At 47.2% G+C, this 12,709-nt stretch carries 11 protein-coding genes and 2 pseudogenes; 10 read left to right on the forward strand and 3 right to left on the reverse strand.

The genetic code is table 11. The features are described 5' to 3' along the window. Window positions 1–36: 36 nt before the first annotated feature. Together L0M13_RS03110 and L0M13_RS03115 are read right to left on the reverse strand one after the other, a co-directional pair. Window positions 37–495 carry a universal stress protein gene (locus tag L0M13_RS03110; RefSeq protein WP_235198247.1) on the reverse strand — a complete coding sequence of 153 codons (459 nt, stop codon included), beginning with the start codon at window positions 493–495 and terminating at the stop codon, window positions 37–39. Window positions 496–590: 95 nt separating this feature from the next. Next, window positions 591–1,073 carry a universal stress protein gene (locus tag L0M13_RS03115; RefSeq protein ID WP_235198248.1) on the reverse strand — a complete coding sequence of 161 codons (483 nt, stop codon included), beginning with the start codon at window positions 1,071–1,073 and terminating at the stop codon, window positions 591–593. Between the two features lie 257 nt (window positions 1,074–1,330). Here L0M13_RS03115 and L0M13_RS03120 point away from each other — a divergent pair, with 257 nt between their 5' ends. Genes L0M13_RS03120 through L0M13_RS03140 form a run of 5 tightly spaced genes read left to right on the forward strand, consistent with a single transcriptional unit; the run spans window position 1,331 to window position 5,865 of the window. After that, the gene (locus L0M13_RS03120; protein ID WP_235198249.1) at window positions 1,331–2,287 is read left to right on the forward strand and encodes a sugar kinase; all 957 of its coding nucleotides are present in this window, start codon (window positions 1,331–1,333) and stop codon (window positions 2,285–2,287) included. A 20-nt stretch (window positions 2,288–2,307) separates the two neighbouring features. Continuing rightward, entirely contained in the window at window positions 2,308–2,928 is a 621-nt protein-coding gene (locus tag L0M13_RS03125; RefSeq protein WP_235198250.1) for a bifunctional 2-keto-4-hydroxyglutarate aldolase/2-keto-3-deoxy-6-phosphogluconate aldolase, read from the forward strand. Between the two features lie 15 nt (window positions 2,929–2,943). Further along, window positions 2,944–4,020 (forward strand): mannonate dehydratase, encoded by a 1,077-nt coding sequence (gene uxuA, locus L0M13_RS03130; RefSeq protein WP_235198251.1) that lies wholly within the window; start codon window positions 2,944–2,946, stop codon window positions 4,018–4,020. Beyond that, a complete protein-coding gene (locus L0M13_RS03135; protein WP_235198252.1) occupies window positions 4,017–4,853 on the forward strand; it encodes an SDR family oxidoreductase in 837 nt (278 codons plus the stop codon). Before uxuA ends, L0M13_RS03135 begins: the two co-directional genes overlap by 4 nt. Window positions 4,854–4,860: 7 nt before the next feature. Next, window positions 4,861–5,865 (forward strand): LacI family DNA-binding transcriptional regulator, encoded by a 1,005-nt coding sequence (locus L0M13_RS03140; RefSeq protein ID WP_235198253.1) that lies wholly within the window; start codon window positions 4,861–4,863, stop codon window positions 5,863–5,865. A 247-nt stretch (window positions 5,866–6,112) separates the two neighbouring features. Here the strand turns inward: L0M13_RS03140 and L0M13_RS03145 are convergent, their stop codons facing one another. Then, entirely contained in the window at window positions 6,113–7,441 is a 1,329-nt protein-coding gene (locus L0M13_RS03145; RefSeq protein WP_235198254.1) for a TrkH family potassium uptake protein, read from the reverse strand. A 239-nt stretch (window positions 7,442–7,680) separates the two neighbouring features. Here L0M13_RS03145 and nagE point away from each other — a divergent pair, with 239 nt between their 5' ends. From nagE to L0M13_RS03170, 5 genes and pseudogenes are all read left to right on the forward strand, one after another. Continuing rightward, the gene (nagE, locus tag L0M13_RS03150) at window positions 7,681–9,588 is read left to right on the forward strand and encodes an N-acetylglucosamine-specific PTS transporter subunit IIBC (RefSeq protein WP_235198255.1); all 1,908 of its coding nucleotides are present in this window, start codon (window positions 7,681–7,683) and stop codon (window positions 9,586–9,588) included. Between the two features lie 67 nt (window positions 9,589–9,655). Then, entirely contained in the window at window positions 9,656–10,822 is a 1,167-nt protein-coding gene (nagA, locus tag L0M13_RS03155) for an N-acetylglucosamine-6-phosphate deacetylase (protein WP_235198256.1), read from the forward strand. Then, a pseudogene (nagB, locus tag L0M13_RS03160) lies at window positions 10,822–11,561 on the forward strand (glucosamine-6-phosphate deaminase). Before nagA ends, nagB begins: the two are co-directional and overlap by 1 nt. Before the next feature lie 5 nt (window positions 11,562–11,566). Further along, window positions 11,567–12,284 (forward strand): annotated as a pseudogene (locus tag L0M13_RS03165) (GntR family transcriptional regulator). 15 nt (window positions 12,285–12,299) lie between these two features. Then, window positions 12,300–12,566, forward strand: coding sequence for a phosphocarrier protein HPr (locus tag L0M13_RS03170; protein ID WP_311195619.1), 267 nt, complete (start codon window positions 12,300–12,302; stop codon window positions 12,564–12,566). Window positions 12,567–12,709 lie beyond the last annotated feature (143 nt).

The following is a 12,709-nucleotide window of genomic DNA, read 5'->3' on the forward strand; positions in this document are numbered from 1 at the left end:
CGCTGTTAAGAGGGAAGACCAGTTGCTGCCGTCATTTTAATTTTGATTGGTCGGAAGTTCCCTGCGAACGACAAGAACGTCACAGGAACTATTGCTGACGATATGCTGAGAGACGCTGCCCATCAAATATTTTTCAAAAGCATTCAATCCTTGGGCTCCGCAAATAATCAAGTCTGCGTCCACCTGCTTGGCAAAATCGCGTGAAATGGCTTTTTTTGGAGAGCCTGAAGCTACAAATGCGTTTACATCAGACAATCCGGCACCAATGGCTTCATTCTTATACTTTTCGACAAGTGCTCTTCCTTCTTCGAAGATTGGATCATCTTCAGAAGGTACCCGCTTTGTCATAGCAGTAAAAGAGCGGGTATCCACTACATGGATTAAATTCAGTGAAGCCTTATGTTTCTTCGCCATCTCAATGGATTTCCTGAATGCCCACTCTGCTTCTTTCGAACCGTCAACTGCGACTAAAATATGATTGTATTCTAAAGCCATACGTATCCTCCTCTGCTTTTTTCTCTTCTTTGTTCTCATTCTCCATTAAAAATAAAACCCCTTCTTAAATTACGAATATTCTGAAAACTTTTATCTTATTTATACTCAATTCTTTCTTTCGGTTTCTTATTCTTGGGACCGGTTTGGCGAACGACTAAAACATCGCAAGGGCTGCTCCGAACGATGTGTTGGGAAACGCTGCCAAGGAGAAAATGTTCGAATGCATTTAAACCTTGGGCTCCGCAGACGATCAAGTCGGCGCTAAGCTGTTTTGCATAGTCCCGGGCAATCACTTTTTTAGGAGAGCCGGGAACAACGAATGTATGGGCTTCCTGGACTCCGGAATCCAGCGCTTTTGCTTTGTAGCCCTCAAGAAGTTCTCTTCCGTGCTTGAATGCTTCATCTTCTATATGCGGTTCGTGAAGCTTGATAGCTGTGTAAGAACGGCTATCCACTACGTAAATAATATTCAGTACAGCGGTATTTCTCTTCGCGATGCCGATTGCTTTTTCAAAAGCGCGCTCCGCTTCGCTGGATCCATCGACGGCCACCAGAATGCTTTTGTATGCAAAATACATATCAATTCCTCCCGTCATAATTTTGCTTAGCAAGTAGTTCTCTATACAAGGGGCAATCTCCTGCATAGGAAGAGAATCATTCAAGCAATTGCAGGGAAAGAAATTTCGTTATTTTTGTATAGAGGCCTTTTTGATTATATTTCAGAATTTACCCGCGATTGGTTGATTCTGAAAGCACTTTCATTTATAGTTTAACTAAACCGATTTACTAAACCGATTTATAAAATGAAAATAGCATACAAGAGAGGGGAAATACCTTGTCTAATCAATATAATGTTTTTACTTTAGGAGATGCATTGATCACGTTCAATCCTTCTGAAACTGGGCCGCTGCGTTATGTGCCTTCTTTCACCCGGAAAGTGGGCGGGGCTGAATTGAATTTTGCGATCGGCTGCGCACGCCTTGGGTTGAATATCAAATGGGCAAGCCGGCTGGGCGGAGACGAATTTGGGCGGGTCATCTATAATTTTGCCACGGAGGAAGGCGTCGATTTATCGGAAGTCGAGTTTGTGGAGAACTATCCAACTTCCTTGAATTTTAAAGAGATCCGGGAAGATGGTTCCGGCAAGACTTTTTACTATCGCTATCAATCTCCGATCTTAACAATGGAGCCAAGCGATATAACTGAAGATATGTTTGAAGGCGTTGATTTGATTCACCTGACCGGTGTTTTCCTGGCGATTGATCCGAAAAACTTGGCCATCGTAAAACGGGTTTTGGAAATCGCTGCTGAAAAGAATATCCGCATTTCATTTGACCCGAATATTCGATTGAAGCTTTGGACCTTGGACCAGGCAAAAGCTGCATATATGGAAATTTTGCCGTCAGTGGATATTCTACTGACAGGCTTGGATGAAATCGAGATGATCATCGGAGATTCTGCAGACCGAGCACTTGAACAATGTGCGAAAGACTTCAACATCGAACAACTTGTAATTAAAGATGGGGGCAATGGGGCGCGAGTTTACCAAAACGGCGCTTGGCATAAAAAAGAGGCGTTCCCGGTGAATCCGATTGATACAGTAGGCGCAGGGGACGGCTTTGACGCTGGCTATGTATACGCAACGCTTCATGGCTATTCGCCGGAAGAAGCGCTGGAGTTTGCAAACGGCGTCGGAGCATTGGTTACAACGGTGTCCGGCGACAACGAAGGGCTGCCTTATTTAGAAGAAGTGACGGCATTGATCCGTAAAGAAAAAGTTGTGGAACGTTAAATAGAAGAGGAGCTGAAAAAATGTTAAAACATGAAGTGTTAGCAAATTTGACCAAAACGAAAGTCGTCGCAGTGATTCGCGGGACTAGTGCAGAAGAAGCGATCGAGTTGTCAAAAGCGGCAATCCAAGGAGGCATTCCCGCAATCGAATTGACGTATACGACACCGCAAGTGCAGAACGTCTTTGAAGCATTGAAAGAAGAAGATGTACTGCTCGGTGCAGGGTCGGTCTTGGATCCGGAAACAGCGCGCCACGCCATTCTTGCCGGAGCAAAGTTCATCGTCAGCCCGCATTTCAATGAAGACATTGCGCCGGTCTGCAACCGCTACGGCGTTCCGTATTTGCCTGGCTGCATGACCATCCGTGAAATGGTCAAAGCACTTGAATCCGGCAGCGACATCATCAAGTTATTCCCGGCGAATAATTTCGAGCCGTCATTCATCAAATCAGTCAATGGCCCGCTTCCGCATGTACGGATCATGCCGACAGGCGGCATCAACTTAAACAACATCCAAGACTGGATTTCCGCTGGAGCAGTAGCAGTAGGAATCGGCAGCGATTTGAATAAAGCTTACGCAGCTGGCGGATTTGAAGCAGCTGTTGAGTTAAGCAAACAATACATGGAAAAAAGCGCACAATAGAGGAGGAACCCCCGAATGAACATGACATTCCGTTGGTACGGCAAAGATAACGATACGGTTACCCTTGAAAACATCAAACAAATTCCTGGCGTGAAAGGGATCGTCTGGGCATTGCACGATGTCCCGGCAGGAGAAGTTTGGACGAAAGAAGCGATCAAAGCGGAAGTGGATTATATCGAATCTTACGGTTTCCATACCGAAGTGGTGGAGAGCGTCAATGTCCACGAATCGATTAAACTCGGGAACGCAGACCGCGACCGCTATATTGAAAACTACAAAGAGTCGATCCGCAATTTGGCAGAAGCCGGCGTGAAAGTGATCTGCTATAACTTCATGCCGATCTTTGATTGGACGCGTACGGAAATGTTCCATCCTTTAGAAGACGGTTCGACGGCTTTATTCTTCGAGAAATCGAAAGTGGAGAACTTGGACCCGCAGGAATTGGTGCGTACCGTGAGCGAAGCGTCGGATCTGACATTGCCAGGCTGGGAGCCGGAAAAACTTGACCATTTGAGTGAATTGTTCGAAGCTTATAAAGAGATTGATGAGGCTCAGTTGTGGGAGAATTTGGCTTATTTCCTGAAAGCGATCTTGCCGACGGCTGAAGAAGCAGGGATTAAAATGGCCATCCATCCGGATGATCCGCCGTATTCGATTTTCGGATTGCCGCGCATCATCACGGGTGAACAAAGCTACGAGAAGTTGATTGAGATTTCCGATTCAGCATCCAATGCGTTTACGATGTGCACCGGATCCATGGGCGCAAGCTTATCCAATAATATGGTGGAAGTGGCGAGAAAATATGCGAAGCGTGCGCCATTTGCACACATCCGCAACGTCAAGGTTTATGACAACGGAGACTTTACGGAAACCTCGCATTATACGCAAGACGGATCGATTGATATTAAAGGCGTCGTAAAAGAATTGCATGAACAGGATTATGACGGTTATGTGCGTCCAGACCATGGCCGCCACATTTGGGGCGAAGTTTGCCGACCGGGATACGGATTGTATGACCGTGCACTCGGCATCATGTACTTGCTTGGTTTATGGGATGCTTACGAAACGAAAAGAACGGAGGATGCAAAATGATTCCAATCCATGAAAATTTAAAAGGCCGTACAGCGGTTATTACAGGTGGCAGCGGTGTACTCTGTTCAGAAATGGCACGCGAACTGGCTCGCCACGGCGTGAAAGTGGCGATTTTAAACCGGACAGCTGAAAAAGGAGCAGACGTGGCAGCGGAAATTAACGCTGCAGGCGGAGAAGCATTGGCTGTAGCGGCGAATGTCTTGGACCGTGCTTCTTTGGAAAAAGCAAAAACCGAAATTCTGGAAGCTTTCGGCAAAATTGATATTTTGATCAATGGCGCAGGAGGAAACCATCCGGACGCGATCACAGGACCGGAAACCTACGATGAATCGGCAGAAGGAAAATCGTTCTTCGACTTGGAAGAAGAAGGCTTCTCAAATGTTTTCTCGGTTAACTTCACCGGAACATTCCTTGCAAGCCAAGTATTCGGCAAAGAATTGTTGAAGAGCGAGTCGCCGGCAATCGTCAACTTGTCTTCGATGAGTTCGTATGCGCCGATGACCAAAGTGCCTGCTTACAGTGCAGCGAAAGCATCGATCAACAACTTCACAATGTGGATGGCGGTTCATTTTGCGGAAACGGGCTTGCGCGTCAACTCGATCGCACCGGGCTTCTTCTTGACAACGCAAAACCGCGATTTGCTGCTCGATCCAGAAGGCAATCCGACATCGCGTTCAAAGAAAATCCTGACAGCGACGCCGATGAAGAAATTCGGCCAGCCGGAAGATTTATTGGGGGCGCTGTTATTCTTAGTGGATGAATCGTATTCATCCTTTGTTACCGGTACGACTTTAGCGGTCGATGGCGGCTTCATGGCTTATTCAGGAGTTTGATGCGTCCATGAAAACCGTGACCATCGCAGAAGTGGCGGAACATGCAAAAGTATCCAAAAGCACCGTTTCGCAGTATTTGAATAAACGCTATGAATACATGAGCGAAAACACACGGAAACGGATTGAAGCGTCAATCGAAGAATTGAACTATCATCCGAATGTCATTGCGAGAAGCTTAAAGCAGAAGTCGACATTTACAGTCGGTGTGATCGTTGCAAATATCCTTCACAGTTTTTCAACGCAGATTCTCCGGACGATTGAAAATAATTTCAATGGGCAAGGATTCCATACAATTATTTGCAATGCGGATGACGAACCCGAAAAAGAGCGGAATTACATCGAAATGCTCTTAGCGAAGCAAGTCGACGGGTTGATTATCTTCCCGACCGGCGGGAATTTGGATCTCTATGAACAAATGAAGAAAAGAGACTTTCCGGTCGTCTTCATGGACCGGAAAATTGAAGGATTGGAAATTGAGACGGTCATGCTCGACAATCACCGGGCAGCTGAACTGGCGGTCCGCAAATTCGCCGAAAGCGGCTATTCAAAAGTTTCCATCGTGACAACTTCGATCATCCGAAATACGAGCCCTCGGGTCGAACGGATTGAAGGGTATCGAAAAGCGGTTGAAGAAGTTAACCTGACAGCCGACCCGGCTTATATCCAAACAGCTGATGCGGAAAAGATCCAGGAAGTGCTGAAAGATTTATTCGCCTTGCCAGAGCCGCCGGATGCGATTCTGGCCGGCAATGATATTGTCTTGATCGAAGTACTGAAATTCATGAAAGAGCAGCAGCTGCATATTCCAAAAGATGTCGCAGTCATCGGCATTGACGAAGTGCCGTTTGCAAGCTTCTATTCACCGCCGCTTACGATCGTTTCACAGCCGACGATTGAAATGGGGAACTTGGCAGCTGAGCTTTTGTTGAAGCAGATCAACGGAACTTCGGAAAAAGAAAGCCCGGTTGTGCACCGGCTTCAACCAAGCCTGATCGATCGGGATTCTTGTTGAAGAAAGAGATAGGCTGGAATCCAGTCGCATTAAAATAGCCTGCCGGCTTTTGCCGGCAGGCTATTTATGTGTTGAAGAAGCTACTAAGAAGCGCTCATAAATATCGTTTCAATTGTTTTGCGCCATATCTCTTTCGAATTTTCTAGCACCGGCGCTGTCCATAGCGCCGAAGTGCGATCATTAGAAACGGATGCTTTAATTCAGCCCGTTTTCAATAGACTGAGAGCAAGAGTGCAGGCTATTTTTCTTAACCCGTAAATACTTGGTCGTACGGATAGCGGAAATGGTCTTTCTTCGGTTTCATTAAGATGAAAAACAAAGTGAGCGGACCAATTCGGCCGACGAACATCACGAGGCTTAAAAGAATTTCGCCGAGATCGGATAATTGTGCCGTGATGCCCATCGAAAGCCCCACTGTCCCGAATGCCGATACAACTTCGAACACTAAAGGCAGAAAAGGGATTTTCTCTGTCACGGTCAGCAAGAATGAAAACAGCAGCACGAGCAGAAGGCTGATGGTTGTGATGGCAAGCGAGCGGACGATGGTTTCGATCCGGATCGTACGGCCGAATATCTCAGGTTCTTTTTGTGTGCGCAAAAAAGCATAAGTCGATAGCAGCACGACGATAAAAGTGGTCAGCTTGATCCCGGATGCCGTCGAAGCACTGCCGGCGCCGATGAACATTAATGCCATCGTGAATAACAAGGTCGGATCTTCCAATGTCCCGTAATCGAAAACGTTGAATCCTGCTGTTCTCGGCGTTACGGCTGCAAAATAGGAAGACAGGATTTTTTCTCCCCACGCCCTTCCGCCAAGCGATTCCGGATTGCCAAACTCCAAGGCGAGAATGATCAAGGTTGCGCCTAGATTCAAGGCGAGCGTCCCCCACACCATCAATTTCGTATGGAGCGACCAGGAGCGCAAAGATTTTTTTTGATAAATGTCGACGACGACGGTAAATCCTAAGCCCCCAAGGATAAACAAGCTGGACAACAGTACCAGGACAAAAGGGTCATTGCCGAAGCTCATCAAGTTGTCTGGGAACAAAGAAAAACCGGCATTGTTGAAAGCGGAAATAACGTGGAAGACGCTTAAATTCACTGCTTTTTGAAAGCCGTAGTCCGGCAGCCAATAAACCGTCAGCAGCACAATGGCGATTGCTTCCACGCTTAATGCGAAAGTGAGGATCATCTTGACCAGTTTGACAATTCCCCCAATGGAGTTTTGAGAGAAGGATTCTTGCAAGTAGATCCGGTTTTGGAGGCCGATTTTTCGCCGCAGCAAAATCAGGATCGCTACAGCAAACGTCATTAGCCCGATACCGCCGCACTGGATCAGCAACAGCAAGACAATCTCACCGAACAGCGTCAACGTGGTGCCAGGGTCAAATACGCTAAGTCCAGTGACAGTAGTGGCCGATGTGGCGGTAAACAATGCGTCCGTCCAGGAAATCGGTGCAGTTGTGGCAATTGGCAGTTTTAACAGCAGGGTCCCTAAGGTGATTAAAAACAAAAAGCTGCCGGCAATGACAATCGGCGGTGAGACTTTAACTTGCTTTTTTTTGGATGGCTTCACAATGGCACTTCCTAAAGATAAGAGTGAAATAATAGCTAACTGTATGCCTGTTTTTTGAAGCTGTCAACAGAAGTTTTTTGTCTCGAAAATTTAGGGACCTTCACCAGAAAAAAGAATTATTCCATTAAATAAAAAATAGTATTGAAAACGCATACATATAGGAATAGAATTGGTATAGACATCTATACATTTTCTCATCATAGAGACAGCTAAAAACCAATAAGAAGGGTGGAATTAATTTGTTCAGTTTTCTGCAAAAAATCGGGAAGTCGTTAATGTTCCCAATTGCCACATTGCCAGCAGCCGCTCTGCTTCTGCGTTTAGGGCAAGATGACCTCTTCGGCGTTCCGTTCTTGTCAGCGGCAGGAGCCGGGATTATCGACAACTTGGCCATCATTTTTGCGATTGGGATCGCTTTCGGCCTTGCCCATGACAGCAACGGGGGAGCCGCGCTTGCCGGTGCCGTTGCGTATCTTGTTTTAACATCAGCCATTGTCACGATTAATGAGTCCATCAATATGGGCGTTTTTGCCGGGATCCTCTCGGGGATTGTCGGCGGTCTCTTATACAATAAATTCTATAACGTGAAATTCCCGACCTGGCTCGCCTTCTTCGGCGGCCGGCGTTTCGTTCCGATTGTCACCGCGGCAACCATGACCGTACTTGCCGGGATTTTAGGCTATGCATGGCCGCCGGTACAAGATTTGATTGACGGCGCCGGCGACTGGATTTTGAATGCTGGCATGTTCGGTGTAGGGGCTTATGGTTTCTTGAACCGTTTGCTATTGCCGACAGGTTTGCACCATGTCATCAACACGATTGTCTGGTTTGACTTCGGTACATTTACAGATGCAACAGGCGAAGTCGTACGCGGTGAGATCAACCGTTTCCTAAAAGGGGACCCGACAGCGGGGCCATTCCTTTCCGGTTTCTTCCCGATCATGATGTTCGGCCTGCCAGCAGCTTGTCTCGCAATGTATGCAGCTGCTAAAAAAGAGCGCAAAGCCCTAATCGGCGGGATGCTCTTCAGTATCGGATTCACGTCCTTCCTAACAGGGATCACAGAGCCGATCGAATTCTCGTTCATGTTCTTATCTCCATTATTATATGTAGTCCATGCTTTATTGACCGGCGTATCAATGATGGTCGCTTATGCACTGGATGTCCATCATGGCTTCGGCTTCTCGGCCGGCGCCATCGATTATGTCCTGAACTACGGCCTTGCCCAGAACCCGCTTGTCTTACTTGTGATGGGCCTTGTCGTAGGTGTTATTTACTTCTTCATTTTCTATTTCTTGATCATCAAACTGGACTTGAAAACACCAGGGCGTGAAGATGAAGACGAAGAAAACGGCAATGCGGATACAGGCAATAACGGAATCGACATCCGCGCTTACCACACGATCAACGCACTTGGCGGCAGCGATAACATCCAAACCGTCGATTATTGCACGACGCGTTTGCGCCTGACAGTGAAAGACGCAGACAAAGTGAACGAAAAAGAATTGAAGCGCCACGGCGCAATGGGCTTGATGAAAGTCAATAAAACCAATGTCCAGGTAGTCATCGGAACAGCTGTTGAGTTCTTGGCGGATGCCATGAAGAGCCGTTTGGCAAAAGGAAATCCAACTCCGGAAAATCTGGATGCGCCGATTGAAAAATTACCGGCGGAAGCGGAACTTCCGAAAGTCATCATCGACAAAGATTTCTTTATGCCGATTGACGGGAAAATCATTCCATTGTCTGAAGTGCCGGACGATGTCTTTGCAAAAGAAATGATGGGACCAGGATTTGGGATCGTTCCTTCAGGAAACACGCTGCATTCACCGATTGACGGGAAAGTCGTTACGGTCTTCCCGACAAAACACGCCATCGGCATCCAAACGGATACAGGAGTCGAACTTCTTATTCATGTGGGGCTGGATACGGTAAAATTAAAAGGTGAAGGATTTGAAACTTTAGTCGAGCAAGGGCAGCTGGTCCAAGCGGGAGATGCGTTATTGAAACTGGATCTTGCTTATCTTGAAGCCAATGCACCGTCTATTGTCACGCCGGTCATCTTTACGAACTTAACCGGACAAAAATTACAGATGCTAAAAGACGGCAATCAGAAGCAGGGAACTGCGTCTATTCTAAAAGTCGAATAAATAAGAAACCGTCTAACCAGGAACTCGGATCTCGAGTTTCCTGGTTTTTCATAAGGAGCGGATAAAAATGAAGAAGACCATGAAAATTTCGCATGTATGGATTGCCGATGCCGTAAATGAAAGCTTTATGGGCGACATTTTTATAGAAGGACAAGAAATCACGGAAATGGCGCTTGAGATAGCGCGTCCTGCCGATATCGAAATCGATGGCAGCGGAAAGAATTGGACAGTGGCTCCCGGATTTATCGACGTACACATTCACGGATCTGCCGGGCATGATGTCATGGATGCAACGCCGGACGCGATCAACGGGCTTGCGGCATCGTTGCCAAAAGAAGGGACGACGAGTTTTCTGGCGACGACAATGACACAATCGGACGAAGCCATTTCAAAAGCGTTGGAAAATATCAGCAAGTTTGAAGCGGAGGAAAAGCAGGCAGAAATGCTCGGCGTCCATTTGGAAGGGCCGTTCATTTCGCCGAAGCAGCCAGGCGCGCAGCCTGCTGAATTCATCACGCTGCCATCCGCTTCGCTTTTCAATAAATGGCAAGTGCTCAGCGGAAAACGCATCAAAATGATTACAATGGCGCCGGAAATCGAAGGCGGCTTCGCTTTTGTCAAACAGTTGAAATCAGCTGGCATCATTGCCTCGATGGGCCATTCAGATGCGAGCTATGAGGAAATGCAGCAAGCGATTGGTGCAGGCGCGAGCCATATCACCCATTTGTATAATCAGATGAGTGCGTTTCACCACCGCGACCCCGGTGTTGTCGGAACAGCTTTACTAGAAGAAAAATTGACAGTGGAACTGATCGCAGATTTTATTCACAGCCATCCGAAATCAGTTGAAATGGCTTATCGGCTGAAAGGGGCGGACCGGCTCGTATTGATCACTGATGCGATGCGGGCAAAAGGCTTGCCGAATGGCGTCTATGACTTGGCTGGACAAGACGTCCACGTAACTGAAACCGGGGCGCGTCTTGAGAGCGGCGCTTTGGCTGGAAGCATCTTGACGATGGACACAGCTGTGCGCAATGTGCGTTCCGTGACGAATTGCAGCATTTCGGATCTGGTGGCGATGACTTCTGCAAATGCCGCAAAAGAGTTGGGGCTAACGCAAAAAGGGAAAATCGAAGCCGGAAGAGATGCGGATCTCGTCATTTTAGATGATGAGTTGAACGTGCACATGACAATTTGCAGGGGGACTATCGCTTTTGCAAAGGAGGAATTGTAATGAACACAATCGTAGTTGAAAATTACGCAGAAATGAGCAGGCGCGCTGCAGAAATCCTGGAACAGCAAATTGCTGAAAATCCGCATGCGGTATTGGGGCTTGCGACAGGTTCGACACCGCTCGGGCTGTACGAGCGAATGATTGAAGGCCATCAGCAGCGGGGCATTTCCTATGAACATGCCCAAACCTTCAACCTGGATGAATACAGAGGGCTGAACAAAAATCATCCGAACAGCTACCGGATTTTCATGATTGAAAACTTATTCAAGCATTTGGACATCCCGATGAGCCATACGTATATCCCGAACGGCCAGGCGCATTCCGTTGAAGAGGAATGCTTGCGCTATGAAGCATTGATTGAACGGATTGGGCCGATTGACTTGCAGGTTCTTGGGATGGGGACAAACGGACACATCGGTTTCAATGAGCCCGGAACGGCTGAAGAAAGCCGGACGCATATCATCGAACTGGATGAGTCGACCCGCAAGAACAATGCGCGCTTTTTCGAATCGCCCGAAGATGTACCGACCCATGCAATCACGATGGGCATCGCTTCGATTTTAAAAAGCAAGAAGATCCTGCTGCTCGCTTCCGGTGAGAAAAAGCCCAAGCGGTGAAAACCTTATTGGACAAAAACATCAGCGAAGATTTTCCGGCTTCATTTTTATGGAAGCATGCGGATGTTACGTTAATTGCAGATCGCGAAGCCTATCAGTTGGTTGAGGCAGAAGGGCTGTGAACGAATTGCTCGACAAGCAATCCCCTATTCCAATCTACATTCAAATCGAAGAACAGTTGAGGGCGCGTATTAAGGCCGGAGAATTCGAAGCCGGCACCGCAATCCCGTCAGAACGGGAGTTGACGGAAAGCTTCGGTGTCAGCCGTATGACTTTGCGTCAAGCCGTCACGAATCTAGTCAATGACGGCCTGCTCTACCGTGAAAAGGGCCGCGGCACCTTTGTGGCCATCCCGAAAGTGGAACAACCGCTGAACGGGCTTACGAGCTTCACAGAAGACATGAAAGCCCGCGGCATGACTCCGAGCAACCAACTTATCGAGTTCAGGGAAATCGATCCGGAAGCGGATATTGCCGGAGAACTTGAGCTCCAGAGTGGGGAAAAAGTATTTTCAGTCAAGCGGATCCGCTATGCAGATGACAAGCCGATGGCCATCGAACGGACATTTTTGCCCGTAAAACTTTTCCCGCATTTGACGGAAGAAGCGCTAAAAGGTTCACTTTATTCTATAATAGAAGAGCAGCAGTTAAGGATCAGCCATGCTTCCCAGCGAATGGAAGCCGCTTTGGTGAAAAAAAGATGCGGAGCTTTTGAAAATCAGCTTGTCTTCCCCGGTGCTGTGTATTGAGCGCCTCAGCTATTTAGGGGACGGAATACCATTCGAACTGGTGCGAAGCATTTACCGGGCAGATCGCTATAAATTCATCACCGACATTAAACGATAAAGAGGAGATTAGAAAATGATTGAAAAAAGTTACACGATTACAAGCGATGAAGGATTACACGCGCGTCCTGCAGCAAAATTAGTGGCAAGTGTTTCGTCATTTGCTTCAGACGTTAAATTGGAGTTCAAAGACAAGCAAGTGAACATGAAATCGATTATGGGCGTTATGTCATTAGGGATTTCAAAAGGGAAAGAAATCAAAGTCATTGCAGATGGAGCAGACGAGGAACGTGTCATCGAAACTGTCGATGAACTAATGAAAAATGAAAGCTTAGGAGCTTAAAAAATCTCCTTAGAAAATCAACAGAGCCAAGCAGCAGATCCAACCTTTGAAAAAGGTTAGGGGTCTGCTGCTTTTTTTTCGCTGGTAATTTCCAACGATGAGAAATCCTTACAGTCCAATTTTGCACAAACGGAAAGGGCGAC

Source organism: Planococcus sp. 107-1 (assembly GCF_021513255.1).
Lineage (GTDB): Bacteria > Bacillota > Bacilli > Bacillales_A > Planococcaceae > Planococcus.

Bases quoted from the DNA above. Each gene is read 5' to 3' on its own strand.
- L0M13_RS03110 (WP_235198247.1), bottom strand. From the start codon at position 495: ATGGCTTTAGAATACAATCATATTTTAGTCGCAGTTGACGGTTCGAAA.
- L0M13_RS03115 (WP_235198248.1), bottom strand. From the start codon at position 1,073: ATGTATTTTGCATACAAAAGCATTCTGGTGGCCGTCGATGGATCCAGC.
- L0M13_RS03125 (WP_235198250.1), top strand. From the start codon at position 2,308: ATGTTAAAACATGAAGTGTTAGCAAATTTGACCAAAACGAAAGTCGTC.
- uxuA (WP_235198251.1), top strand. From the start codon at position 2,944: ATGAACATGACATTCCGTTGGTACGGCAAAGATAACGATACGGTTACC.
- L0M13_RS03135 (WP_235198252.1), top strand. From the start codon at position 4,017: ATGATTCCAATCCATGAAAATTTAAAAGGCCGTACAGCGGTTATTACA.
- L0M13_RS03140 (WP_235198253.1), top strand. From the start codon at position 4,861: ATGAAAACCGTGACCATCGCAGAAGTGGCGGAACATGCAAAAGTATCC.
- nagA (WP_235198256.1), top strand. From the start codon at position 9,656: ATGAAGAAGACCATGAAAATTTCGCATGTATGGATTGCCGATGCCGTA.
- L0M13_RS03170 (WP_311195619.1), top strand. From the start codon at position 12,300: ATGATTGAAAAAAGTTACACGATTACAAGCGATGAAGGATTACACGCG.